This is a genomic window from Stenotrophomonas sp. YJH_SMC_10 (assembly GCF_059371555.1).
Window position 1 is genome coordinate 60,794 of record NZ_JCAFUS010000016.1, and the last position, 25,407, is coordinate 86,200.

Below are 25,407 nucleotides of genomic sequence, written 5' to 3' on the forward strand. Positions count from 1 at the left end.
GCGTCCTTCAGTGCTTCGCCGCGCGCCGGTACACGCCGTTGAAGCGCACGTTCATGCCGCCGCATTCGCTGTTGTCGGCCACGATCAGCACCTCACCCAGCGAATGCACCCGCACCTTGCAGGTGTCTTCAACGAATTCCACATCGGCACCACGCGGCGTCGCGCGCGCTTCCACCTGGCCCATGTTCGGCCCATACGGACGCTGCTCCGGCGTGGGGTTGGCGGAGGGCCAGTAGGCGTCGCCTTCCACATGCAGCTGCCCGCCCTGCACGGTGATGCGCAGGCCGTTGTCGCCGTCTTTCCAGTGCCCCGCCCAGTCCTTCAGCGCCGGCACAACCACCGGCAGCGGCTGCAGCTTGCTGCGGTCCACCCAGCCCGCACTGCCGCCCACCTTGTTCGGGAAGAACGCGCAGCGGTAACGGCCCAGGTCGCGACCGGTCACCACCGTATCGCCGTTGATCACATAGCCGCGCTGGCGGCAGGCGGGTTCGCCCTTCGCCGGGCAGCCGTCCATGTCGCCGAGCAGGTACAGGCGTGGCGTATCGACCACGCGTGCCAGCGCAAACTGGCCCTGTTCGGACGGAAATGCGCCATTGCGGCAGGCGCCCCCACCGGCGATGCCGTCAGCGAAGGCGGACGCCGGCAGCAATGCAGCCAGCAGGCAGAACGAACGCAGGAACATGGCAGCGCTACCGATTGAGGAACCCGCAGGATAACCGGCCTACTTCACCGGCGGCGCCTCGCCCCCATCCTGCTGCTGGGAAAAGCGCAGCGCACGCTGCTGCTGTTCGGCACTGAGCTCCGGCGGAGGCCGTGCAACGGCCGCCTGGATCTGGTCCGGCCCGCCGGTGAGCTTGTTGATCCCCTTGGCCGCCGCCAGCACGCCCTTGACCACGCCCATCATGATGTAGCCGCCGCCCATGCTGACCTGCTCCGGCGACGGCGGTTCGCTCCAGTCGCGGCTGAAGCGGTTGTCGCCGAACTTTACCGGGTTCTTGAAGCGATACAGGTCCAGCGGCTCGTCGTCGGGCTTGAGCGCTCGCACTTCGCCGAGGGTGGTGACGTTGTCCTGCGATGGAGCGGCGGGGAGGGACGCGGTGCCTGCAGCCGGCGCATCCACCGGGGGAGTGGGCGCTGGGTCAGGCCCCGCTATCGGCGCGGCCTGCTGCGCCTGCGCGAGACCCGCCAGCAACAGGCTGACCAGGAGTGCTCCCTGCGTTCCACGTCGTGCCACAGCCATCCACCCTGTTGGTTGCGTCCAGCACCCAAGGATACGGATGCCGGCTTCAGAATTCGTTGCTGCATCGGCAGCTGTTCAGCCAGGGGAGATGCAGCGATGCCATCCGGCAAAGGCACTGAACGGTTCACGGCCGCGCAGGCGGTGTCTCACATCCTGAGACGTGGATGTGGTGCCATGTGACCCCTCGTAAAACGTCCCGGCTCCACTTTCCATGGTCTACGAACTCGCCAAGCGCACCGCCGATGCGGAGCAGAAGCTCGCCACCCGCGATGGCCTGCCGGCCCGCGATGGCGCACTGCTCAGCGCGCGCCTGCAGCGTCGCTACCAGGACCGCATCACCGGCAGCTTCGCCATTCCCGGCCGCGAAGGCCGCTATGCGCCGCTTCCCGCCTCGGTACCGCCGGCGCTGGCCGCGGCGCTGCAGGCACGCGGCATCGAGCAGCTCTACAGCCACCAGGCCGAGGCCTGGGAGGCCAGCCAGCGCGGCGAGCACGTGGCCATCGTCACCCCCACCGCCAGCGGCAAGTCGTTGTGCTACACCTTGCCGGTGGTCAGCGCGGCCATGCAGGACAAGGCCAAGGCGCTGTACCTGTTCCCGACCAAGGCGCTGGCCCAGGACCAGGTGGCCGAGCTGCTGGAACTCAACCGTGCCGGCGACCTGGGCGTGAAGGCCTTCACCTTCGATGGCGATACCCCGGGTGATGCACGGCAGGCGATTCGCCTGCATGGCGACATCGTGGTGTCCAACCCGGACATGCTGCACCAGGCGATCCTGCCGCATCACACCAAGTGGGCGCAGTTCTTCGAGAACCTGCGCTACATCGTCATCGACGAGGTGCATACCTACCGCGGCGTGTTCGGCAGCCATGTCACCAACGTGCTGCGCCGGCTCAAGCGCATCTGCGCGTTCTACGGCGTGCAACCGCAGTTCATCCTGTGCTCGGCCACCATCGGCAACCCGCAGGCGCATGCCGAGGCGTTGATCGAGGCGCCGGTCACCGCCATCACCGAATCCGGCGCACCCAGCGGGCCGAAGCAGGTGCTGCTGTGGAACCCGCCGGTGATCAATCCGGACCTGGGCCTGCGCGCTTCAGCGCGCTCGCAGAGCAACCGCATCGCGCGCATCGCGATCAAGTCCGGGTTGAAGACGCTGGTGTTCGCGCAGACACGGCTGATGGTCGAAGTGCTGACCAAGTACCTGAAGGACATCTTCGACCACGACCCGCGCAAGCCGCCGCGCATCCGTGCCTACCGCGGCGGCTACCTGCCCACCGAACGCCGCGAGACCGAGCGGGCGATGCGCGCCGGCAACATCGACGGCATCGTCAGCACCTCGGCGCTGGAGCTGGGGGTGGATATCGGCAGCCTGGACGTGGTCATCCTCAACGGCTACCCCGGCAGCGTGGCCGCCACCTGGCAGCGCTTCGGCCGTGCCGGCCGTCGCCAGCAGCCGGCGCTGGGGGTGATGGTGGCCAGCTCGCAGCCACTGGACCAGTACGTGGTGCGGCATCCGGATTTCTTTGCCGAAGCCTCGCCCGAACATGCGCGCATCGCGCCGGACCAGCCGCTGATCCTGTTCGACCACATCCGCTGCGCCGCGTTCGAGCTGCCGTTCCGGGTCGGCGATGGCTTCGGCCCGATCGACCCGGAAGTGTTCCTGGAAGCGCTGGCCGAAACCGAGGTCCTCCACCGCGAAGGCGAACGCTGGGAATGGATCGCCGACAGCTACCCGGCCAACGCGGTCAGCCTGCGCGCGGTCGCCGACGGCAACTTCGTGGTGGTCGACCGCAGCGATGGCCGCCAGCAGATCATCGCCGAGGTCGATTATTCCGCCGCCGCGCTCACCCTGTACGAGGGCGCCATCCACATGGTGCAGTCCACGCCCTACCAGGTGGAAACGCTGGACTGGGAGGGCCGCAAGGCCTACGTCACCCGCACCCACGTGGACTACTACACCGACAGCATCGACTTCACCCGGCTCAAGGTGCTGGACCGCTTCGACGGCGGCGTGGCCGGCCGTGGCGATTCGCACCATGGCGAAGTGCACGTGGTGCGTCGCGTGGCCGGCTACAAGAAGATCCGCTACTACACCCACGAGAACATCGGTTATGGCCCGGTGAATCTGCCCGACCAGGAACTGCACACCACCGCGGTCTGGTGGCAGTTGCCGCAGGCCCTGCTGCTGCGCGCGTTCGCCAGCAAGCAGGATGCGCTCGATGGCTTCCTCGGTGCGGCGTATGCGCTGCACATCGTCGCCACCGTGGCGGTGATGGCCGATGCGCGCGACCTGCAGAAGTCGGTCGGCAACGGCGATGGTTCCTGGTTCGCCATCGCCGACCAGAGCGGCCGTGGCCAGCTGCGCGGCAGCGAAGGCGATCCTGGCGGGGTGGAGCTGCTGCAGGAGTTCGTACCCACGGTCTATCTGTACGACAACTTCCCCGGCGGCGTCGGCCTCAGCGAACCGCTCTGGCAGCGCCAGGCCGAGCTGGTGCAGCGCGCGCGCGAACTGGTCCAGCGCTGCGACTGCAAGGCCGGCTGCCCGGCCTGTGTCGGCCCGGTGCTGGCCGCACAGGAGGACGATGAGACCTCGCCGCGGGCGCTGGCGCTGCGCGTGCTGGACCTGTTCGATGCCGAAGCCTGCCAGTACGTGCGCGACGTGGTGGTGACCACGCGCGAGCCGATGGAGTTGCTGGCACCGTGAGCCTGAGCCTGGACAAGCTGCGCCTGCTGCGGAAGCAGGCCGGCGACCCGAAAGCCGCCGTACCGGCGGCACCGGACGCTCCCGCTGCACCTGCGGCACCGCGGGCCGCCAACGATGCGCGACAGCCGCCGGTCGAGCGCTCGGTGTTCGCCTGGGTCGAACAGGAGATCCGCCACAAGCCGACCGGCACTGCGGCCTGTGCCCCGGCACCGGCACCGGCGCCGGCGCCGGCAACGCTGCGGCGGCCGGAGGTGGGAAGCCTGCATCGCCTGCTCGGCCTGCGCGCGCGCGGTTCCGCCACGCCGGCACGCGCCAGCGCACAGGATCGCCAGCTACCGGGGGATGAGATCGCACCGGGCCTGTTCCTGGTCGAATCGCTGCAACCGCAGCCGATCCCGGCCGCCCCGTTGTCACTGGCCTTCGCCAGGCGCGAGGACCAGCACGTGGCCGCGCGCGATCTGCTGTTCTTCGATACCGAGACCACCGGGCTGGCCGGTGGCACCGGCACCCGCGCCTTCATGATCGGCGCGGCCGACTGGCACGTGTGCCCGCAGCGCGGCGAGGGCCTGCGCATCCGCCAGCTGCTGATGGCCACGATGGCCGCCGAGGACGCCATGCTGGCCACCTTCGCCGGCTGGCTGCAGCCGTCCACCGTGTTCTGCAGCTACAACGGCCGCAGCTACGATGCGCCGCTGCTGAAGGCGCGCTATCGGCTGGCCCGCCAGCCCGACCCGATCAGTGCACTGGACCACGTCGACCTGCTCTACCCCACGCGCCGCCGTTACCGCGGCCGCTGGGAGAACTGCAAGCTGTCCACCATCGAACGCCAGCTGCTGCGCGTCGTGCGCGAGGACGACCTGCCGGGCTCGGAGGCGCCTGGTGCCTGGTTGCGCTTCCTGCGCGGCGGCGACGCGGTGAACCTGCGGCGGGTGGCCGACCACAACCACCGGGACGTGGTGACCCTGGCCCTGCTGTTGCAGCGGCTGGTACGCGAGGAACAGCGCGAACGCGAGACGCTGGCGCTGGTCGGGCAGTAGGCGTTGACATGCCCTGACGGTGGCAGCGGTGACACTGCCGGCACCATCCACGCCTGGAGCCCGACGATGCGTCCCAGTCCCCTTGTCCTGCTCGCCATCCTGCCCTTGGCCGCCTGCAGTCACGCCGGCGGCAGCACCGCCCACGATCCTGCGCCGGTGCCCGTGGCCGATGCCGGGCACGAATGCAGACCCGAGGCGCTGGACGCCTTCACCGGCAAGACCGCCGACGAGGCCACGATCAGGAAACTGGTGGCTGACAGCGGCGCGCGCGGCGCACGGGTGGTCAAGCCGGGCATGGCGGTGACCATGGACTTCCGCCAGGACCGCGTCACCGTGCAGGTGGACGCGCAGAACCGCATCGAACGCGCCAGCTGCGGTTGATCGACCCGGTGGGTGCCGGCCACTGGCCGGCGCCCCACATTGCCGGCCAGCGGCCGGCACTACCAGTCAGAGACGCTCGGCCTTGCCGCTGGCCAGTGCGCGCGCGATCACCTGCTGTGCCTGCTGCGACGCCTGCGCATGCACGCGGGCCTGGCGCTCGCCAAGCGCGGCCTGCTGGCTGCCCAGCGCCGCCTGACGGCTGGCCAGTTCAGACTGCTGGCTGGCCAGCCGCTGGATGTCGCGGGTGTGGCTGGCACGCGCGCTTTCGTTGTCCACGTCCTGCATGGCACGACGTGCCTGTGCTGCGGCCTCACGCGCGGCCTCACGTGCAATGGACGAATCGCGGGTCGCGCCCCGCGCCGCCTTCGCCGCCTCGGCCGCCGCTTCGCGGTTGATGTCATGCGCGGCCATCGCACTGCGCGCGGCCTCGGCGGCCGCCAAGGCGATGCGTCGCGCCTCCTCGCCCTGCAGGCGGCCCATCTCGCCCATCTGCCTGCCGAGTTCACCCTGCCGGCGGCCCAGCGCACTCTGCTGACGGCCGAGTTCGCGCTGCTGGCGGCCCAGATCCACCGCGCCACTGTAGGCACGCTGCAGGCTCTGGATCATCATCGGATCGCGCACCACGTAGCGCTTGTCGCCCTGGCGGAACCACAACGCCGGGCCCTTGCCGAGCTGCCGGCGGGCCACCGTCACGTCATCCATACCGCCGTTGGCGAAGGTCGAATCACCATCGACCAGCACGAAGGCCTGCGGCGGCGACCTGCCCAGGTCCAGGCGGCCATAGGTGGTGATGGATGAGGCCGTCGAAGTCGTTCCCTGGGGGTCTTCGGCCATGCCGGCGGCGGCGTCGAAATCGGCCACGTCGGCATCGTCGGGCCCGGTCGTATCAGCGGGTTCGGCCGGTGCTGCAGGCGCCTCCGGTGCAGCCGGTGCTGCAGGCGCCGCCGGCACACCCGCGGCCGATGGCGGTGCGGCCGGGGCCTTGGGAGCCTTCGGCGGTGGCGGCACAGCCACCTTCGGTGCCGTCGGCGGCGCGGGCGGAGTTGGCGGCACCGGGGCCGCGACCAGGCGCATCGGCGCCACGCCCACCAGGACCACCACGGCCGTCAGCGCCATCGCCAGAACGCGCGGGCAGGCCCGGCGCGGCTGCAGCGACAGCAGGCGGCGCTTGAGGCTGGTGGCGTCCGGCGCGGCACTGGCCACGCCCAGGTGTGGCTGCGGCGCAACGCCCAGCTGCAGCAGCAGGCGGCCATAGGCCTGGCGGCTGGCACCCTGCTGGCCCACCACGGCCGCATCCACGGCTTCCTCGCGGGCCTGCGCGTATTCGCGCACCGACAGGCGCAGCAACGGGTGGAAGAAGAACAGATGCTGGGCCAGCGCGGGCAGCAGGCCCCATTGCAGGTCACGGCGCTGCAGGTGCTGCAGTTCGTGGGTCAGTGCCAGGTCCAGCGCGTCGCCCTGCAGGGCGTTGTCGCCCGCCGGCAGCAGCAGCACCGGGCGGAACGGACCGACCAGCTGCGGTGCGTCCACCTGCCTGCTCATCCACAGCCGCGGCGCAGGGCGCACGCCGTGTGCATCGGACGCCAGCTGCAACGCGGCTACCAGCGCCTCGTCCGTGCAGGGATACGCCGCCGCCAGCAACGCGCGGCAGCGACGCCATTCACCGAAGGTGCGCAGGGCCATCAGCAGCACGCCCGACATCCACAGGCCGGCCAGTGCCACCGCCCACCACGCCATGGCCGGCATGTCCGCCGCAGCCGTGGGCATCGCAGCCAGCAGCTGTGCCGAGGCTTCCGGGGCCAGCGGATAGACCACGTCGGCGGCCGCATCGGTTGCGGTCATCGCCACCGCCTGCGGTGCGGGCAGCCAGGCCAGCTGCAGCGGCTGGCTCCAGAACAGGCCAAGCACGGCCTGCAGCGATACCAGCCACCACAGGCGGCAGCGGGTCGCCGCCGACAGTGACGGCAGCGCGCGGCACACGCCATACACCAGGGCCACCAGCAACACAGTCTGCAGGCTGGTCCAGCCCAGCCGTTCCAACAACGGGATCAGCATCGTGGTGTCCATGGCTCAGCCCTCGTGGCGACGCGATTGGAGTTGGGCCACCAGCGCTTCCAGCTCGGCCAGTTCGTTGTCGCTGACCTGCTGGCGCTGCGACAGGTAGGCCACGAACGGCGACACCGAGCCCTGCAGGGTGTTGTCGACGAACTGGGCCACGGCGCCCTGCAGCACGCTCTGCGGGCCACGGGTGGCCTGGTAGCGGTAGACGCCGTCCTGCTGGTGGCGCTGAAGATACCCCTTCGCCCGCAGCCGCTCCATCATCGTCAGCACGGTCGAACGGGCCAGGCCGCGGGCCTCGCCGTAGCCACTGGCGACCTCGCCGACCGTGGCCGGCGCATGTTCATCGATGTACTGCAGCAGGGCCAGTTCCTGGTCCCCGATCGTCTTGCCACGCATGACACCACTCCCTTGACTACACGTGTCGTCACTTTCTCTGTGACGACAACTGTAGTCAACCCCCCGGAAGTCATGGGCCGACGAACGGTAGGCACCACCGCGCACTTAAACCTTTGACGCGCCGTCTGCATCCGATCCGCAACGTCCCAGTGGAATGCCGCATGTTCCGTCCCACGCTCCGAGTGCTGCTCATGCTCATCAGTGCACTGCCCTTCGCTGCCATCTCTGCCAGCCACGACCCGGCCAACGACCAGACCCGCCGCCTGATCCGCCAGGTCATGCTGGAACAGCGCATCCCCGGCTTGCAGGTCGCCGTGGTCAAGCAGGGACAGATCGTGCTGTCAGAGGCCTATGGCCTGGCCAACGTCGAGAACGGCGTGCCCGCCTCGCGCGATACCCGCTTCCCGCTCAATTCGGCCACCAAGGCGTTCACCGGCGTGGCCGCCGCACAGTTGGCACAGCGGGGGCAGCTGGATCTGGACGCGCCGGCGTCGCGCTACCTGGATGATCTTCCACCTGCGTGGAAAGACGTACGCGTGCGCCAGTTGCTGGCGCATACCTCAGGCCTTCCGGACATCCTTGATGCGAACGGACTGCTTGGCGGTGGCTCCGAGGCACAGGCATGGGCGGCAGTCACCGCGCGCCCTGTCGAAGCCGCCCCGGGGCAGCGTTTTGCCTACAACCAGACCAACTACGTGCTGCTGGCCAGGATCATCGCGCAGCTATCCGGCATGCCCTACGAACGCTTCCTGGCCACCGGCCAGTTCAGCAGTGCACGCATGGCGCGCACCACCTTCGGCGACAGCTATGACCTGATTCCGGAGGTAGCGACGATGTACAGCCTGGCCCCGCGTGCCACCGACGCGGCGGATGCGCCGTCGCGCCTGTCGCACTGGTTCTATGACATACCGCCTTCGCTGTGGGCCGGTGGCGGCATCCTCACCACCGCCGACGACACCGCGCGCTGGCTGGTCGCGCTGACCGAAGGCGGCCTGCTGGACGACGCCGCGCGTGCACGCATGTGGTCGGCCGAGCGTCTGGCCGATGGCCGTGCCGGCCCCTGGGCCGCCGGCTGGCCCGTGCTGCAGGACACACCGGACCTGCAGGTCGCCGGCATCGGCGGTGCCCGCTCGGCCTTCGTGGTCTATCCCGAGCGCGGCGTGGCAGTGGTGGTGCTGACCAATCTTGTCGGTGCCAATCCGCAGCAGTTCATTCCACGCATTGCCGATCTTTATGCGCCTGCGGTGACCGTGCCCTGAGGCGGCCGGCCAGCGGCCGGCGCTACCGGCAGTGCCTGTTCACCCACGCGGCCCGCCCATCACCGGCAGGATCACCCCGCTGATGTAGCTGGCACAGGCTGGCGACGCCAGGAACACATAGGCCGGTGACAGTTCCTCGGGCTGTGCGGGCCGGCCCATGTCACTGTCCTTGCCGAATTCCGCTACGTCTTCAGCCTGCTTGTCAGCCGGATTCAACGGCGTCCACACCGGACCGGGTGCCACGCAGTTGACCCGGATGCCACGTGGCAGCAGCTGGCTGGCCAGGGCCTTGGTGAACGCATGGATCGCGCCCTTGGTGGCCGAGTAATCGATCAGCGCCTTGCTGCCGAAGAGTCCGGTTTCCGAACCGGTGTTGATGATGCTGGCGCCCTCGCCCATGTGCGGCAGTACCGCACGCGCCATCTGGATGTAGCCGCCGATGTTGGTCTGCAGCGTCTCCTGCAGGTGCGCGTCTTCCAGATCCTCCAGCCGCTCGCAGTGCAGCTGGAACGCGGCGTTGTTGACCAGGATGTCGATGCCACCGAAGGCCTTGGCCACCTGCTTCACCGCCTTGTTGCAGAAGCGCGGGTCGCGCACGTCACCGGCGATCACCACACAGCGGCCGCCTTCGCGCTCCACGTGCTGGCGGGTGAGGTCGGCATCTTCGGCCTCGTCCAGGTGCAGGACCGCCACATCGGCGCCTTCGCGTGCGAACAGCACGGCCACCGCGCGGCCGATGCCGGAATCACCGCCCGTGACGATCGCGCGCATGCCCTGCAGCTTGCCGCTGCCGGTGTAGTCCGGCGCGAGGAAGCGCGGCGCCAGCGCCAGTTCGTGTTCGTGCCCCGGCTTTGCCAGCTGCTGGGCCGGCATGGCCTCCGGCTGGCGGCGTGCGCCGGCCTGGGTGGCGGTCTTTTTCGTGGCCTTCTTGGCCGCGCGGGCGTCCTTGGCCTTTTCCTGGTCCTGCAGGCGCCGCTGCCGGGCGGCAACGCGGGCGGCACGGGGATCACCGGCGGCGGCCTTGCGCGTTGCGGTCTTCACCACCCGCGTACGCGCAGTGCCTGCAGCCGTTTCCGCAGCCGGCGCCTTCGCACCCTTGCGTACCTTGGGGGATGCCTTGCGGCGGGCGGGCACCTTCTTGCTCGTGGCCATGGGGTCTCCTTCAGTCAGATGGGAATGGGGGCTGCTCAGGCGCGGTCGGCCACGCCCTGCACGCCGGCGTGGCTGGCACAGTGCGCACAGCAGAAGATCCGGCCGTCGCCTTCGACGCCGTGGCCGATCACCGCGCAGTCGCAGTGCGCGCAGTGCGGGGCGAAGGCATGGATCGCGCACTCGAACGAGTCAAACGTGCCGCTGCGCCCGCCCTGCTGCAGGGTGAAGCTCTTGTCGTAGTCGTTACCGCAGACATCACAGGTGGCCATCTCGCGCCTCCGTGGTGTGGAAAGAAACGTCAGTGTGGCCATCGCCGATGTCGCCGACGGTGAATGCCCTGTGTCGCGCGCGTGCAGGCCATTCATGCCGTCACCACGCAGCGCCCGGCACGCTGTCGACCCGATCACCACGGAGCAGGACCATGATGCGCGCATTCAGCGTGGCCGTACTCACTTTCGCCGTCACCGCCTGCAGCAGTACGCCGGTCGCACAGGTACAGCCGATCGATGGCGTGATTTCCGGCCAGTGCCACAGCGACAAGGTGCGTGGCGCCGTGGGCCTGGCCGCTTCGGACGCCACCGTGGCCCGCGCACGCGTGGACAGCGACAGCCTGCAGGTGCGCGTGCTGCGCCATGACGGCCCGCGGGTACCACCGGCCAGTGAAGGCGGCGACCGCCTGACCATCGAGAAAGGCCGGACCAACAACATCGTCGCGATCTATTGCGGCTGACGACGGCGGCTGAGCCGGCGCGCCCTGCGCAGTACGCGCAGGGTGGCCTGCTCCCACTGGCGCGGCCCACGCAGGCCGGCCAGCGCCGCCAGTTCACCGCGCTCCCAGCCGGCAAACACGCACGGGTCGATGTAGGCCTTGCGGCACACGGCCGGTGTGTTGCCCAACCGCGCCGCGACCTGGCACACCACGCTGCGCTGTGCCTGCGCCAACGCACGCTGGCTGGCCGGTTCCGGCAGCTCGGTGGCGGCAAACGCCTGCACTGCGGCCACGGTGCCGCCCCAGGTGCGGAAATCCTTGGCCGTGAAATCTTCGCCCATCACTTCGCGCAGATAATCGTTCACTGCACCCGAATCCACCGGCTGCAGCGCACCTTCATCGTCGCGGTACTGGAACAGCGCCTGGCCCGGCAGCTGCTGCAGGCGCCGCACCAGCAGCCCCAGCCGGCGATCACCCACGGTCACTTCCTGCAGCTGGCCGGACTTGCCTCGGAAACGCATGCGCACCCGCCCACCCCGCAACAGCTCCAGATGGCGGTTGCGCAGGGTGGTCAGCCCGAATGAACGGTTCTGCTGGGCATAGGTTTCATTGCCGACCCGCACCAGCGTGTCGGCCAGCAGTGCGACCACCATCGCCAGCACCTTTTCGCGCGGAAACCCTGGACGCTTCAGGTCCCGCGACAGCCGTCGCCGCAGCGTGGGCAGGGCGTCGCCAAAGGCGATGATGCGGTCGAACTTGCCGGCGTCGCGCTCTTTCGCCCAGTCGGCGTGGTAACGGTACTGCTTGCGCCCGCGCGCATCGCGGCCGGTGGCCTGCAGGTGGCCGTTGGCGTGGGCGCAGATCCACACGGCGGTGTAGGCCGGTGGAATGGCCAGTGCGCGGATGCGCTGCAGGGTGGCCGCATCGCGGACCACGTGACCGTCCGCGTCGCGGTAGCTGAAGCCCTGGCCGGCGCGGCGCCGGCTGATGCCCGGCTGGGTGTCATCGACATAGCGCAGGCCGGCCGCGCGCGCGGCCTGTCGTTCGGGGGAAGAGGGGGTTGGCATGACCACAGTGTCGCCGTCGCGATGCCGCGATCCTGTCGATAACAGAAGACAAACACGTGAGGGTCGGATCGCCGCTATGCTCGGGTTTTCACAATCCCTTCCGGAGTCATGATGTCGTTCCCGATTCGCGCCCGTTCGCTCTCCGCCCTGCTGCTGCCGGCCGTACTGGCCCTGACCGCCTGCCAGGCTCCGGCGCTGGATGAACAGGATTCGGCCACGGCCCATGCGCAGCAGGCGGCCGAAGCGGCCAAGGCACCGGCCGACGAAGCCGGCAAGGCCACCGAGGCACCGCCGGTCGGCACCTGCGATGCCAGCCAGGTGCAGAGCCTGGTCGGCCAGGCCTATGCCGACGCGCTGGGCAAGCAGGCGCAGGAAGATGCCGGTGCCCACCAGCTGCGCGTGATGAAGCCCAACGACGTGGCCACGATGGAGTTCCTTGGCGACCGCCTGAACGTCGAAGTGGACGACAAGGGCCTGGTCAGCGGCGTGCGCTGCGGCTGAGGCCGACCCCGCGCCGGCACGGGGTTGCCGGCGCGTTCCGTTGCACCTGCAACCGTGTATTGCGGCGTTGCAGCAACCTGTGATCTAGTCGAGGCATCCGGTGGCCTCACGATGCGCTCCAGGGATTGGGCGGGCTTGAGTGTCCCCGTTCAATTCATCCCGCATCGAGGTAGAGATGGCCCCCCGCAACCGCCAAGGGCTTTACGACCCGCGCTCCGAGCGCGATGCCTGTGGCTTTGGCATGGTCGCCCAGCTCGACGATCAACCTTCGCGCCTGCTGGTCGATACCGCCATCGCCGCGCTGTCGCGCATGACCCACCGTGGCGGTGTTGCCGCCGATGGCCTGACCGGCGATGGCTGCGGCCTGCTGCTGCGCCGCCCCGACGCGTTCCTGAAACTGCTGGCCAGCGAAGCCGGCATCGCCGTCTCCGCACGCTTTGCTGCCGGCCTGGTGTTCCTGCCCCACGACGCCGATGCCGCCCATGCCTGCCGCACCCAGCTGCAGGCGCAGGTCGAAGCGGTCGGCTGCCGGGTCGCCGGCTGGCGCGAAGTGCCGACCGATGACAGCGTCTGCGGCCAGCTGGCGCGTGACACCCTGCCGCGCATCGAGCAGGTGTTCGTCGATGCCGGCGTCGGCCAGGACGATGCCGGCTTCGCGCTGGCGCTGTTCCTGGCCCGCCGCCGCAGCGAACAGCAGCTGCGCGATCACGCTGATTTCTACGTCACCACCCTCACCCCCGATGCGATCAGCTACAAGGGCATGGTGCTGCCGGACAAGCTCAGCCGCTTCTATCCGGACCTGCAGCGGCGCGAGCTGGCCTCCAGCGCGATCGTGTTCCACCAGCGCTTCTCGACCAACACGCTGCCGCGCTGGCCGCTTGCCCACCCGTTCCGGATGCTCGCCCACAATGGCGAGATCAACACCATCGAAGGCAACCGCCGCTGGGCCCAGGCGCGCAGCAAGGTGTGGAAGACGCCGCGCTTTGACATCGCCGAATTCGACCCGGTGATCTCCATGCACGGCTCGGACTCGCAGAGCCTGGACAACATGCTGGAACTGATGGTCGCCGGTGGCATGGAGCTGATCCAGGCGCTGCGCATCCTGGTGCCGCCGGCCACCCAGTCGCTGGAGTTCAAGGACCCGGACCTGGCCGCGTTCTACGAGTTCCACGGTCTGAACAGCGAGCCGTGGGATGGCCCGGCCGGCATCGTTGCCTGCGACAGCCGCTACGCCGTCTGCACCCTCGACCGCAACGGCCTGCGCCCGGCGCGCTGGATGCTGACCGCCGACCGCCACTTCCTGGTTGCCTCTGAAGCGGGCGTGTGGGAAGTGCCCACCGAGCGGGTGGTGCGCAAGGGCAAGCTCGGCCCCGGCGAGATGATCGCGATCGACCTCAAGCGCGGCGATCTGCTCGACTCCGATGCGGTGGACCGCATCAACCGCGGCCGCGCGCCCTACAAGCAGTGGCTGCAGCAGGGCGTGACCTACCTGCAGACCGAACTGATCGACCCGTCGCTGGTGGAAGAGCCGTTCGACGAAGCCACCCTGCGCAGCTACCACAAGCTGTACCAGCTCAGCAGCGAGGAAGTGGAGCAGGTGCTGCGGCCGCTGGCCGAGACCGAGCAGGAAGCCACCGGCTCGATGGGCGACGACACGCCGATGGCGGTGCTGAGCCAGCGCAGCCGCCCGCTGTACGACTATTTCCGCCAGGCCTTCGCGCAGGTCACCAACCCGCCGATCGATCCGCTGCGCGAAGACTGCGCGATGTCCCTGTCCACCCAGCTCGGCAAGGAGACCAACATCTTCCATGCCGGCCCGGAGACGGTGAACCACGTCATCCTCAATTCGCCGGTGCTGAGCCAGCGCAAGCTGCGCCAGCTGCTGAAGATGGACCAGTACGTGCAGGCCAACCGCCTGCTCGATCTGTCCTACAGCGAAGACGAGGGCCTGCGCGCCGGCATCGAGCGCATCTGTGCCGAGGCCGAACAGGCCGCGCGCGATGGCATGGTGATGTTGCTGCTGTCCGACCGCTACCCGGTGGCCGGACGCCCGATGGTGCATGCCCTGCTCGCCACCAGCGCCATCCACCACCACCTGTCGCGGCTGGGCTTGCGCTGCGACGTCAACCTGATCGTCGAGACCGGCACCGCGCGCGATCCGCACCACATGGCCTGCCTGCTCGGCTTCGGTGCCACCGCGGTATATCCGTACCTGGCCTATCAGACCCTGTTCGACCTCGGCCGTCGCGGCATCCTCAAGCTCAGCAAGGGCGGTGAGCAGTCGCAGATCGGCCGCCGCTACCGCAAGGGCGTCTACAAGGGCCTGTCGAAGATCATCTCGAAGATGGGCATCTGCACCGTGGCCAGCTACCGCGGCGCGCAGCTGTTCGAGATCATCGGCCTGGAACCGGAAGTGGTGGACCTGTGCTTCCCGGATACCGCCTCGCGCATCGGCGGCGCCGGCTTCGCACGCCTGGACGCCGATGCGCGCGAGCTGTGCGCGCAGGCCTGGGACGCGCAGCAGGATGTCGATGTCGGTGGCCTGCTGAAGTACGTGCACGGCGGCGAATACCACATGTACAACCCGGACGTGGTCACCACCCTGCAGCGCGCGGCGCGCAGCGGTGACCCGCGTGCGTGGCAGCAGTATTGCGATGCGGTGCATGCGCGCCCGCCCTCGGCACTGCGTGACCTGCTGGAACTGGTACCGGCCGCCGTGCCGGTACCGCTGGACGAGGTCGCCCCGGCCAGCGCACTGTTCCCGCGCTTCGATACCGCGGCGATCAGCCTCGGCGCCCTGTCGCCGGAAGCGCATGAAGCGCTGGCCATTGCCATGAACCGCCTGGGCGGCCGCAGCAATTCCGGCGAAGGCGGCGAAGACCCGGCACGCTACGGCACGCAGCGCCGCAGCAAGATCAAGCAGGTGGCGTCCGGGCGCTTCGGCGTGACCGCCGAGTACCTGGTCAATGCCGAGGTGCTGCAGATCAAGGTCGCCCAGGGCGCCAAGCCCGGCGAAGGCGGCCAGCTGCCCGGCCACAAGGTCAACGAACTGATCGCACGGCTGCGCTACGCACGCCCCGGCATCGGCCTGATCTCGCCGCCGCCGCACCACGACATCTATTCCATCGAAGACCTGGCGCAGCTGATCTACGACCTCAAGCAGGTCAACCCGACCGCGCTGGTGTCGGTGAAACTGGTCAGCCATGCCGGCGTGGGTACGATCGCCGCCGGCGTGGTCAAGGCCGGTGCGGACCTGATCACCATTTCCGGCCATGACGGTGGCACCGGCGCGTCGCCGGTCAGCTCGATCCGCTATGCCGGCGTGCCGTGGGAACTGGGCGTGGCCGAAGCGCACCAGGCGCTGCTGGCCAACGACCTGCGCGGGCGCACCCTGCTGCAGACCGATGGCGGGCTGAAGACCGGCCTGGACGTGGTCAAGGCCGCGCTGCTGGGCGCGGACAGCTTCGGCTTCGGCACGGCGCCGATGATCGTGCTGGGCTGCAAGTACCTGCGCATCTGCCACCTCAACAACTGCGCCACCGGCGTGGCCACCCAGGACGAACGCCTGCGCGAGAACCACTTCACCGGCCAGCCGGAGCGCGTGGAGAACTTCTTCCGGCTGCTGGCCGAAGAAGTGCGTGGCTGGCTGTCCTACCTGGGCGCGCGTTCGCTGGAAGAGATCGTCGGCCGCACCGACCTGCTGCGGCAGATCGAGGCCGCGCCGCGTGACGGCGTCCGCGTGGACCTGTCGCGCCTGCTGGCCGACAGCCGCTATGAAGGCAGCCACTGCGCCGCGCAGCGCCTGTACGAATCGCCGGACAGCCTGGCCACGCAGATGGATGGCCTGCTGGCCCCGGCCATCGAGCACAAGCGCGGCGGCGAGCATCGCTTCCTGATCCACAACACCGACCGCAGCATCGGCACCCGCCTGGCCGGCGCGGTGGCACGCGCGCACGGCAACCAGGGCATGGCCGACACGCCGCTGGAACTGCGCTTCCGCGGCAGCGCCGGGCAGAGCTTCGGCGCCTTCAATGTCGGCGGCCTGCACCTGGAAGTGGAAGGCGAAGCCAACGATTACGTCGGCAAGGGCATGGCCGGCGGCCGGCTGGTGGTGCGGCCGCCGCGGGGCGCGCGTTTCGAGGCACGCAGCACCGCCATCATCGGCAACACCTGCCTGTACGGCGCCACCGGCGGTGAACTGTTCGCTGCCGGTCGTGCCGGCGAACGCTTCGCGGTGCGCAATTCCGGTGCGCTGGCGGTGGTCGAAGGGGCCGGTGACCATTGCTGCGAGTACATGACCGATGGCGTGGTGCTGGTGCTGGGCAAGGTCGGCCTGAACTTCGGTGCCGGCTTCACCGGCGGCCTGGCCTACGTGCTGGACGTCGACCGCGACTTCGTCGACCGCTACAACCACGAGCTGATCGACATCCATCGCGTGTCCGCCGAAGGCTTCGAGAACTATCGCCAGCACCTGCACCGCCTGATCGGCCGCCACCGCGAGCTGACCGGCAGCATCTGGGCACAGCAGATCCTGGACGAGTTCCGCGATTACATCGGCAAGTTCTGGCTGGTCAAACCGAAGGCCGCCAGCATCGAGTCGCTGACCGAAACGCTGCGCCGCGCCGCGTAACGGTAGTGCCGGCCGCTGGCCGGCAACCCAGGATCACGTAGTGCCGGCCGCTGGCCGGCAACCGCAAAACACCACAGAGCCCGCCATGAGCCGCAAGCACGCCTTCCAGTTCCTCGACCTGCCCCGCACCATGCCGCAGCGCATTCCGGTGGAACTGCGCACCTCCGGCGACTGGGGCGAGCTGTACGGAAAGTTCGGCAAGGAAGACGCGCAGTACCAGGCCGGCCGCTGCCTGGACTGCGGCAACCCGTACTGCAGCTGGAAGTGCCCGGTGCACAACGCCATTCCGCAGTGGCTGCAGCTGGTGCAGGAGAACCGCATCCACGAGGCCGCCACGCTGTGCCACAGCACCAACCCGCTGCCGGAAGTCTGCGGCCGGGTCTGCCCGCAGGACCGGCTGTGCGAAGGCAGCTGCACGCTGGAGGAATTCGGCGCGGTCACCATCGGCGCGGTGGAGAAGTACATCGTCGATACCGCCCTGGCCAGTGGCTGGCGCCCGGACCTGGGCGCGGTACGGCCGACCGGCCACAGCGTTGCGGTGATCGGGGCCGGCCCCGCCGGCCTGGCCTGCGCCGATCGCCTGGCCCGCGCCGGCATTGCCGCGGTGGTCTACGACCGCTACGAGCAGATCGGCGGCCTGCTGCAGTTCGGCATTCCCAGCTTCAAGCTGGACAAGGACGTGATCCACCGGCGCCGCGAAGTGCTGGAGGGCATGGGCGTGCAGTTCCGCCTCGGCGTGGAGATCGGCCGCGACCTTAGCGTGCAGCAGCTGCTGGACACCCACGATGCCGTGTTCGTCGGTACCGGTGCCTACCGTTACACCGACGGTGGCCTCGACGGCCAGGACCTGAAGGGCGTGCTGCCGGCACTGCCGTTCCTGGTGCAGAACAGCCGCATCGTCGGCGGCGATGACCCGAAGGGACGGCCGATTGCCGGCTGGGAAGACACCATCGCCCTGCCCGACCTCAACGGCAAGCGCGTGGTGGTGCTCGGTGGCGGTGATACCGGCATGGACTGCGTACGCAGCGCCGTGCGCCTGGGCGCGGCCAAGGTCACCTGTGCCTACCGCCGCGACGAAGCCAACATGCCCGGCAGCGCGCGCGAAGTGGCCAATGCGCGCGAAGAAGGCGTGCGCTTCCTGTTCAACCGGCAGCCGCTGTCGATCGAGGCCGGCGCCGACGACGAAGTGATCGGCGTGACCGTGGTCGAAACGCGGCTGGGCGAACCCGATGCCAATGGCCGCCAGAACGCCGTACCGATCGAAGGCAGTGAATCGCTGCTGGAGGCGGACGTGGTGATCATCGCCTTCGGCTTCTCGCCCAGCGTGCCGGCGTGGCTGGCCGAACTGGGCGTGGAAGCCCAGTCCAACGGCCGCATCCTCGCCGGTGGCAAGGACCGTCTGCCGTTCCAGACCGCGCACCCGCGCCTGTTCGCCGGTGGCGATGCGGTGCGCGGTGCCGATCTGGTGGTGACCGCCGTGGCCGAAGGTCGCGACGCCGCTGCCAGCATCGTCCGCCTACTGGCGCACTGAGTCCGGCAGCAGCAACGCGTCCAGCAGCGCGCGCAGTTCGCGCGCCTCCAGCGGCTTGGCCAGGAAATGGTCGATGCCCGCATCACGGCAGGCCTCACGGGTGCGCTCCAGCACGCTGGCGGTCAGCGCAATGATCGGGACCCGCGCACGGGTGGCGCAGGCGTCGCTCCGGATCGCCCGGGCCAGCGCGAAGCCATCCATGTGCGGCATGTGGCAGTCGGTGATCACCAGGTCGAACGGCTGCCCCTGCCAGGCCTCCCAGGCCTGCAGGCCGTCGCCGCAGGCGTGCACCTGCAGGCCCAGCTCGCACAGGCGTTGTGCCAGCAACTGCAGGTTGGTCGGATGATCCTCGGCCACCAGCACCCGCGCCGGTGGCAGCGGTCGTTGCGCGGCCCGTGCCGTCGCCGGTCCCGCCGCGGGGGCCGCACAGGCCGCCAGGTCCAGCTCCAGCCACACGGTGGTGCCCTTGCCGGGCACGCTGCGCAGGTGGAGGCGCCCGCCCATCGACGTCGCCAGCTCGCGGCAGATCGACAGCCCCAGGCCACTGCCGCCGAAACGGCGCGTGGTCGACGCCTCGGCCTGCTCGTAGGCGGCAAACACCGCCTGTTGCCGTTCCACGCTGATGCCCACGCCGGTGTCGGTCACCTGCAGGCGCAGCTGCTGGCCGCCCTCGCGCTGCTGCAGCACGCGGACCTGCAACACCACGCACCCCTGCAGGGTGAACTTGAGTGCATTGCCGGCCAGGTTGAACAGGACCTGCCGCAGGCGCAGCCCATCGGCCAGCGACCAGGCCTGCAATGCCGGGTCGATCTCGCTGTGCAGTTGCAGGCCCCGGCTGCTCGCGACCGGCGCCAGCAGCTGCTGCACCGCCCGCACCATCGCCGCCAGGTCGGTCGGGCGCAGCTGCAGCGGGGCGGGTTGCAGGCGCTGGCTGTGCAGCACGTCGTCGAGGATCTGCCGCAGCATCTGCGCCGCATCCGCCACCGTGCCCAGCACCTGCTGCTGGCCCGCGTCGAGCGGCCCGCCCGCCAACCGCTCCAGCATGCCCAGCAGGGTGCTCATCGGCGTGCGGATCTCGTGGCTCATGGTCGCCAGGAAATGGCTCTTGGCCAGCGCCGCCTGCTCGGCTGCGCGGCGTGCATCGGCCAGCGCCGTCGCCCGCGCCTGTGCTTCGCTGACGTCCATCCAGTAACCACTCCACTCCACGCTGCTGTCATCGCACGGCAACGGGCGCCCCTGCGAGCGGACCCAGCGCCAGCCCTGCGCCGACCGGGTGCGGAAGGTGACGTCGATCGGGCCGCGCGCCAACGCGGCAGCTTCGATGCGGGCCATCACCCGGCTGCGGTCGTCGGGATGGACGGCGGCCAGCAGCTGGAAGTGATCGATCCGCGCGGTCTCCACGCTCACCCCGAACAGCGCCTGCACATCACCGGCGATCTGGGTCAGGCTGTAGTGCCCGGTCGCCGAGCGGCGGGCCTGGTAGACCACCGCCGGCAGGTTCGCGGTGACCTCCTGCAAGCGCTGCTCCAGCACGCGCCGGCGGGTGCTCTCACGATGCACGCGCCAATAGCCGAAGGCATGGACCAGCGCGAGCGCGAGCAGGACCAGCGACGCCGGCACCAGCCAACGCAGCGTCGCGCCGGCGGGTTGTGCCCGTGGCCGCTCCGGCCGCCACGCGCTGTGCCCGGATGCGCGATGCGCGTCGTCCTCCTGCCGCAACTGCCGGTCGAAGGCAGCGATCACCCCGGCACAGGCCGGCACCGCTGCCACCACCAGGGCATCGCCGAAGCCCGCCGGTGCCGCGATCACCAGCGGGTCACCCGGCCCGGCACGGAGCGCGGCTTCGACTTCAGCAAGATTGGCGATCACGGCATCGACCAGCCCGGCGCGCAGCAGTGACAGCGCATGGTCCAGCGGCGCAGGGGCCAGCAGCTGCGCGCCCGGGGCCTGCTCGGCCAGCAGTGCCTCCAGCGGTAGCCGGTCCGGACTGGCCACGCTGCGCCCACGCAGGTCCTCCAGCCCCAGCACGGCTGCCGCGCTCTCGCGCCGCACGATCACCTGTGGCACCTCCAGGTAGGCCCTGCTGGCCACCCATCCGGCGGGGAGCTGCGCCTGCGGCCACCCCAACAGCACCTGGGTGCCGGCCGGCACCTGGCCCTCGGTGAGCGCCGCAGCAGCCAGCGGCCTGGCATCCGTCGCCGCCGGCTCGCCCAGCAGCGGCAAATAGTCTGCAGCCAATCCCGCAAGGTCGCCCTGCACGCTGTAGGACAGCGGCGGCCGATCGGAGCGCCATGCCACCTGCAACGGGCTTGTGCAGCTGGACGCAGTGGCGACGCCGGGCAGCAGCATTGTCATGACAGCGGCGACGGCGCGGCGGCCGGCGGCATTCACGGTAGGCGTCCTCATTTCGCGGGCAGGAACCACGGCCGCGCAGCGGTACCGCTGCCAGCCACGCTAGCGGGGCAGGCTTCCGCCACAATGAGAAAAATTGGAAAAACATCCGCATCGGCGGATGGCGACATACACTGCCGCTTCTACCCGTCCCTACGGAGCGCTCGATGCGTATCGGCCTGGCCGCCAACCGTCTCCATCACCACGATGCACGCGCTGCGCTGTTCCGCTGGCTGCGTGCCAGCGAGGCGGGCCTGCGGGAGCTGGGGGTGTCACTGCATGCGGTCGGACGCACCCACGATGCCATCGCGCGGCAGGGCTTCCTGGCCGGGTACGACGGCCTGCACCGCTATCCCTACGGCCGCGAAGGTGGCTTGATGAAGCTGGTGGCCGAAGTGGTCGGCATGGGACCGGAGCGCACCCTGGACGGTGCGATCTACCTGATCGACCCGGTCGATCCTTCCTCGGTGTTTCCGGAAGCCACTGCGCTCAAGCGGCAGTGTGTGATCCACGGCAAGCCGTTCATCTCAACCGTGGCCACCGCGCGCGACTGGATCGAAGTGGAGCGCATCCACGCCGGGCTGGCGGCCGATGCCGGTGCCGACGACCTGCATGCGTTCCAGGAACAGACACTGGCGCTGATCGCGCATGATGCAATGAAGCCGGCGATGCTGGCCTTTGCCGATGAACACTTCGATGTGCTGGCACGCTTTGGCCAGCGCGTTGCCACCGGCACCACCGGCCAACGCCTGAACGAGCTGGCGTGGAGCCGGGGGTGGCCCAGCGATACGCCGTGGGTGACGCGGTACCAGAGTGGCCCGATGGGTGGCGACGCGCAGATTGCCGATCGCGTGCTGGAGGGCCGCTGCCAGCGCGCGATCTTCTTCGAGGACCCGCATGTGGCGCGCCAGCACGAGGCCGACATCCAGCTGCTGGAGCGCGCGGTGACCACGGTGACCGACCAGGCGGTGTGCATCACCGCACCGCGGGTGGCGGCGCGCTGGGCGACAGCGGCGGCGTTGCGCGCGGGATAAGGGTTCCGGCCAACGGCTGAGCCCCTCGTGGCTGACACGGGGTAGCGTCGACTGTTGGTCGACTGCCGTCATAGGTTGGCCGGGAGGGATGGAGGAAAGCCCCGTCTGTTGAAGGGGCGCGCCGAAGGCGGGGGTAGACGAAGAATGCGTGGGCAACTGCTGTAGCGCTGGCGCTACAGCAGTTGTCGCAACATCGCCTTCAGGCGTCGCCCTTCGAGCTGGAAGTAGTCGCGCTGTTGCCGCCAGTCCGGGAAGCGTTGTTCCACTTCATGCCAGAACGCCGGCGAGTGATTGGGCTGGATCAGGTGGCAGAGTTCGTGCACCAGCACGTACTCGAACGCTTCGGGGCGGCCCAGCACCAGTGCCAGGTCCAGTGCCATGCTGCCATCGGGGGCGAGCGAGCCCCATTGCGAGGACATCACCTTCAGCCGCAGGCGGCTGGGTGCGCGTGGCAGGGTGGGCAGGTACCTGGGCAGCCAGCGGCCGACATCGGCGCGGGTCTGGGCTTCGTAGAACTCGCGCAGCAGGCGGCGCAGGGTGGCATCGCCGCCCCGGGTCGGCCACTGCACGCAGGCGCCGTGCTCATCGATCTCCAGCCGCGCGTAGCGGCCTTCCTGCCAGCGCAGCGGCAGCAGTTCGCCGCGCAGGGGCAGCACGCCGGCTTCGCCCGGCTGCAGCGGGGCCGGCAGGCCCTGGCCCTGGTACTGGCGCAGCTGCAGCGCCAGCCAGTCGCGGTGCTGCTCCAGGAAGCGCTCGCCCATCACCAGGCTGGCCCGCGGCGGCAGGGTCAGGCGTGCGCCACGCTCGTCCACGCTCAACTTGATCCGGCGTGCCCGCGGATCGCGCACGCGCAGTACCTCGATCTCGGCATCCTCCAGGCGCAGGCGAACGGTGTCGCGCTGCACGGTGGCGGGCGGGGTCGGGCTGATCAGGCGGCGCAGCAGACGGCTCATGCACCCAGCATAGCGCTGCTTCGGGCCGCCGGATGACCGACGGCCCATGAGGTGCGTGTTCAGTCAGCCTTGCTGAGCTTGAACGCGTCTTCCAGCAACAGGAACAGGCGGCGGATCTCGGCGCTCTGCAGGGCGAAGCGGGCGTCGAACTCGGCGCGGCGGCCGTCTTCGTCGGCATGCTCCAGCTGGTCCAGGGCACCGTCGAGGAACTTCAGCTTGCGCACGATCAGGTCGTCGCCGATCACGAACGACAGGTTGTCCTCGAAGATCAGCGCCAGCTTGGTCACCTGCTTGCCCGCGTCCAGGTGCTTGTCGATCTCGTCGCAGCGCAGTTCCTGGTGCTGGCACTTGACCACCGCACCGCCTTCGACCGGATCCTTCATCTCGCACTCTTCGCCCAGGCTCAGCCCGGTCGGCAGCGGCTCACCGGCGATCCAGCCGGTCAGGATCGAACGCGGCGCGACTTCAGCGTTCAGCGGCATCGCCGGGAAGCTGCCGAGCAGGCCGCGGATGTCGGACATGAAGTACTCGCCGGTCTTGCGGCTGGAGGTATCCACCGCGACGTAGCCGTGCTGCAGGTCGATGAAGGCGTCGTTGCGCGAGGACTTCACAAAGGCGCGCGGCAGCAGTTCATGCAGCAGGTCGTCCTTCATGCGCTTGCGCTCGCGGCCACCGGGGCGGCGGCCTTCCTTCTCCTCGATCTCCTCCAGCTTGCGCTCGAGCAGGTCGTTGACCACCGCCGCCGGCAGGATCTTGTCCTCGCCGCCCACGGTCAGCCACAGGTGTTCGGCGATGCGGTGCGACAGCAGTTCCTTCTCCTCGCGGCCAAACGGCGAGATGAAGCCACGCGAGTTCATTTCCAGCGCGCCCACGGGCTTGAGCACGGCATGCGGCAGCAGGGTGTCGACTTCGGAAAAATCGGTCGTGGTCGGGAAACGGAAGAACGTCAGGTTGCGAAAGAACATGGAATTCCGGATGACAAAGAGGAAGGGCGACCGACCTTAAACGGCGGGCGTCTCGGGATCTGCGTCGGCGTCAGCCGGGGTACCGGCCAGCCAGGCATGGGCGTCGGGCAGTGGCGCGTCGTCGCCACGGCCCAGCGACATGAAGTCGAACAGCGTGCTGTCGGCCAGCTGCGAGGGCCGGACGTCGCCCAGGGCACGCGCGATCTGCTCGATGCGGCCCGGGTGGTCCTTTTCCCACTGCTTCAGCATCAGGCCGACCTGGCGGCGCTGCAGGTTCTCCTGGCTGCCGCACAGGTTGCAGGGAATGATCGGGAACCGGCGTGCCTGCGCGTACTCGACGATGTCGCTCTCGCGCACGTACGCCAGCGGCCGGATCACCACGTGCCTGCCGTCATCGCTGCGCAGCTTCGGCGGCATGCTCGCCAGCTTGGCATGGTGGAACAGGTTCATGAAGAACGTGGCCACCCTGTCGTCGCGATGGTGGCCCAGCGCGATCTTGGTGAAGCCGTGGGTCTCGGCGTAGTGGTACAGCGCGCCGCGCCGCAGGCGCGAGCACAGCGAGCACATGGTCTTGCCTTCCGGGATGACCCGGCTGACCACCGAATAGGTGTCCTGCTCGATGATGTGGTACGGCACGCCCAGCCCGGCCAGGTACTCCGGCAGGATGTGCTCGGGAAAGCCCGGCTGCTTCTGGTCCAGGTTCACCGCCACCAGCTCGAACGGCACCGGTGCCTTCTTCTGCAGCTGCAGCAGCAGATCGAGCAGGGTGTAGCTGTCCTTGCCGCCGGACAGGCAGACCATCACCTTGTCGCCGGCCTCGATCATGCCGAAGTCGGCAATCGCCTCGCCCACCTGGCGGCGCAGGCGCTTGGCCAGCTTGTGCTGCTCGCGTTCGGCCACGCGCGGATCGCGGGCGGTGCGCGGCGGGGGATCGGGAAGGGAAATCACGGCACTCATGGGGTCCATTCTAACGGCTCGGAGCGGCCCCGGCCGGGAGTCGGGATTCCCCTCTCCCGGCGGTCATCAACGCTGTGTATCCTCGAAGCCGTGGATACCTACGACCCCGCCGAGATCGTCGAACGCCTCGCTGCCCTGCGCGCCGAGCACCGCCTGCTGGATGAACAGATCACCCGCATGGCCGCCAACGGCGAGGATGAGCTGGAAGCCAAGCGCCTGAAGCGGCGCAAGCTGCAGCTGAAGGATTGCATCGCCAAGCTGGAAAGCCTGCAGATTCCTGACGAGCCGGCCTGAGCGGTGGCCATCCACGCATGGCGTGGATCTTATCTCTTGCCGATCTGGCACCTTGGGTGCCGAGAGCCCGGCGTGGGCGACCGTGTGGATCCAGGTCTTGCGACCGAGAAGTAGCTTGGGTCCCCACGCCGGATTCTCCCTGAACCGC

The 25,407-nt window shown here is 69.3% G+C and carries 21 protein-coding genes; 10 read left to right on the forward strand and 11 right to left on the reverse strand.

Features of this window, described 5'->3' with window-relative positions; translation table 11 throughout:
• Nucleotides 1-7: 7 nt before the first annotated feature.
• Nucleotides 8-682 carry a hypothetical protein gene (locus tag AC5P9C_RS17780; protein WP_074725827.1) on the reverse strand — a complete coding sequence of 225 codons (675 nt, stop codon included), beginning with the start codon at nucleotides 680-682 and terminating at the stop codon, nucleotides 8-10.
• 39 nt (nucleotides 683-721) lie between these two features.
• Nucleotides 722-1,240, reverse strand: a complete 519-nt coding sequence (locus AC5P9C_RS17785; protein ID WP_103283082.1) for a hypothetical protein — start codon at nucleotides 1,238-1,240, stop codon at nucleotides 722-724.
• A 211-nt stretch (nucleotides 1,241-1,451) separates the two neighbouring features.
• Between AC5P9C_RS17785 and AC5P9C_RS17790 the strand changes: the two genes are divergently transcribed.
• The 3 genes from AC5P9C_RS17790 (at nucleotide 1,452) to AC5P9C_RS17800 (ending at nucleotide 5,359) form a co-directional block, all read left to right on the forward strand.
• Complete coding sequence (locus AC5P9C_RS17790; RefSeq protein WP_053461795.1) at nucleotides 1,452-3,941, forward strand: DEAD/DEAH box helicase; 2,490 nt, start codon at nucleotides 1,452-1,454, stop codon at nucleotides 3,939-3,941.
• Entirely contained in the window at nucleotides 3,938-4,978 is a 1,041-nt protein-coding gene (locus tag AC5P9C_RS17795; protein ID WP_495205234.1) for a ribonuclease H-like domain-containing protein, read from the forward strand. The genes AC5P9C_RS17790 and AC5P9C_RS17795 overlap by 4 nt, the downstream gene beginning before the upstream one ends.
• A 66-nt stretch (nucleotides 4,979-5,044) precedes the next feature.
• Complete coding sequence (locus AC5P9C_RS17800) at nucleotides 5,045-5,359, forward strand: I78 family peptidase inhibitor (RefSeq protein WP_495205235.1); 315 nt, start codon at nucleotides 5,045-5,047, stop codon at nucleotides 5,357-5,359.
• Between the two features lie 66 nt (nucleotides 5,360-5,425).
• On the opposite strand, the gene AC5P9C_RS17805 is transcribed toward AC5P9C_RS17800, so the two are convergent.
• Nucleotides 5,426-7,426: a M56 family metallopeptidase gene (locus tag AC5P9C_RS17805; RefSeq protein ID WP_312580544.1), complete on the reverse strand. Its 2,001-nt coding sequence runs from the start codon at nucleotides 7,424-7,426 to the stop codon at nucleotides 5,426-5,428.
• A gap of 3 nt (nucleotides 7,427-7,429) precedes the next feature.
• Nucleotides 7,430-7,816 carry a BlaI/MecI/CopY family transcriptional regulator gene (locus AC5P9C_RS17810; RefSeq protein ID WP_053461791.1) on the reverse strand — a complete coding sequence of 129 codons (387 nt, stop codon included), beginning with the start codon at nucleotides 7,814-7,816 and terminating at the stop codon, nucleotides 7,430-7,432.
• Between the two features lie 191 nt (nucleotides 7,817-8,007).
• Between AC5P9C_RS17810 and AC5P9C_RS17815 the strand changes: the two genes are divergently transcribed.
• Nucleotides 8,008-9,075 carry a serine hydrolase domain-containing protein gene (locus AC5P9C_RS17815; protein ID WP_074725884.1) on the forward strand — a complete coding sequence of 356 codons (1,068 nt, stop codon included), beginning with the start codon at nucleotides 8,008-8,010 and terminating at the stop codon, nucleotides 9,073-9,075.
• Between the two features lie 39 nt (nucleotides 9,076-9,114).
• On the opposite strand, the gene AC5P9C_RS17820 is transcribed toward AC5P9C_RS17815, so the two are convergent.
• Together AC5P9C_RS17820 and AC5P9C_RS17825 are read right to left on the reverse strand one after the other, a co-directional pair.
• Nucleotides 9,115-10,227 (reverse strand): SDR family oxidoreductase, encoded by a 1,113-nt coding sequence (locus AC5P9C_RS17820; protein WP_049470492.1) that lies wholly within the window; start codon nucleotides 10,225-10,227, stop codon nucleotides 9,115-9,117.
• A 35-nt stretch (nucleotides 10,228-10,262) separates the two neighbouring features.
• Complete coding sequence (locus tag AC5P9C_RS17825; protein WP_057493717.1) at nucleotides 10,263-10,496, reverse strand: metallothionein; 234 nt, start codon at nucleotides 10,494-10,496, stop codon at nucleotides 10,263-10,265.
• 152 nt (nucleotides 10,497-10,648) lie between these two features.
• On the opposite strand from AC5P9C_RS17825, the gene AC5P9C_RS17830 reads away from it, so the two are divergent.
• Entirely contained in the window at nucleotides 10,649-10,957 is a 309-nt protein-coding gene (locus AC5P9C_RS17830; protein ID WP_049470497.1) for a hypothetical protein, read from the forward strand.
• On the opposite strand, the gene AC5P9C_RS17835 is transcribed toward AC5P9C_RS17830, so the two are convergent.
• Nucleotides 10,945-12,003, reverse strand: a complete 1,059-nt coding sequence (locus AC5P9C_RS17835; RefSeq protein WP_049470499.1) for a DNA topoisomerase IB — start codon at nucleotides 12,001-12,003, stop codon at nucleotides 10,945-10,947. The genes AC5P9C_RS17830 and AC5P9C_RS17835 overlap by 13 nt on opposite strands.
• 111 nt (nucleotides 12,004-12,114) lie before the next feature.
• Here AC5P9C_RS17835 and AC5P9C_RS17840 point away from each other — a divergent pair, with 111 nt between their 5' ends.
• The 3 genes from AC5P9C_RS17840 to AC5P9C_RS17850 all read left to right on the forward strand — a co-directional run bounded on the left by AC5P9C_RS17840 (nucleotide 12,115) and on the right by AC5P9C_RS17850 (nucleotide 18,665).
• Nucleotides 12,115-12,504: an I78 family peptidase inhibitor gene (locus AC5P9C_RS17840; protein ID WP_074725885.1), complete on the forward strand. Its 390-nt coding sequence runs from the start codon at nucleotides 12,115-12,117 to the stop codon at nucleotides 12,502-12,504.
• 175 nt (nucleotides 12,505-12,679) lie between these two features.
• Nucleotides 12,680-17,134 (forward strand): glutamate synthase large subunit, encoded by a 4,455-nt coding sequence (gene gltB / locus AC5P9C_RS17845; RefSeq protein ID WP_064237371.1) that lies wholly within the window; start codon nucleotides 12,680-12,682, stop codon nucleotides 17,132-17,134.
• A gap of 85 nt (nucleotides 17,135-17,219) precedes the next feature.
• The gene (locus tag AC5P9C_RS17850) at nucleotides 17,220-18,665 is read left to right on the forward strand and encodes an FAD-dependent oxidoreductase (protein ID WP_049470505.1); all 1,446 of its coding nucleotides are present in this window, start codon (nucleotides 17,220-17,222) and stop codon (nucleotides 18,663-18,665) included.
• Here the strand turns inward: AC5P9C_RS17850 and AC5P9C_RS17855 are convergent.
• Nucleotides 18,651-21,056, reverse strand: a complete 2,406-nt coding sequence (locus tag AC5P9C_RS17855) for an ATP-binding protein (protein ID WP_343543352.1) — start codon at nucleotides 21,054-21,056, stop codon at nucleotides 18,651-18,653. The genes AC5P9C_RS17850 and AC5P9C_RS17855 overlap by 15 nt on opposite strands.
• 167 nt (nucleotides 21,057-21,223) lie before the next feature.
• On the opposite strand from AC5P9C_RS17855, the gene AC5P9C_RS17860 reads away from it, so the two are divergent.
• The gene (locus AC5P9C_RS17860; RefSeq protein ID WP_053505657.1) at nucleotides 21,224-22,090 is read left to right on the forward strand and encodes a methylglyoxal synthase; all 867 of its coding nucleotides are present in this window, start codon (nucleotides 21,224-21,226) and stop codon (nucleotides 22,088-22,090) included.
• A 173-nt stretch (nucleotides 22,091-22,263) separates the two neighbouring features.
• Here the strand turns inward: AC5P9C_RS17860 and AC5P9C_RS17865 are convergent, their stop codons facing one another.
• From AC5P9C_RS17865 to ttcA, 3 genes are read right to left on the reverse strand one after another with little or no spacing between them, the layout of a single operon-like run.
• Nucleotides 22,264-23,043, reverse strand: coding sequence for a M48 family metallopeptidase (locus AC5P9C_RS17865; RefSeq protein WP_049470515.1), 780 nt, complete (start codon nucleotides 23,041-23,043; stop codon nucleotides 22,264-22,266).
• 59 nt (nucleotides 23,044-23,102) lie between these two features.
• Nucleotides 23,103-24,008 carry a recombination-associated protein RdgC gene (locus AC5P9C_RS17870; protein WP_053461785.1) on the reverse strand — a complete coding sequence of 302 codons (906 nt, stop codon included), beginning with the start codon at nucleotides 24,006-24,008 and terminating at the stop codon, nucleotides 23,103-23,105.
• A gap of 36 nt (nucleotides 24,009-24,044) precedes the next feature.
• Nucleotides 24,045-24,965 (reverse strand): tRNA 2-thiocytidine(32) synthetase TtcA, encoded by a 921-nt coding sequence (gene ttcA, locus AC5P9C_RS17875; protein WP_176422035.1) that lies wholly within the window; start codon nucleotides 24,963-24,965, stop codon nucleotides 24,045-24,047.
• A 90-nt stretch (nucleotides 24,966-25,055) separates the two neighbouring features.
• On the opposite strand from ttcA, the gene AC5P9C_RS17880 reads away from it, so the two are divergent.
• Nucleotides 25,056-25,259, forward strand: coding sequence for a YdcH family protein (locus AC5P9C_RS17880; protein ID WP_049470524.1), 204 nt, complete (start codon nucleotides 25,056-25,058; stop codon nucleotides 25,257-25,259).
• The last annotated feature ends 148 nt before the right edge of the window (nucleotides 25,260-25,407 follow it).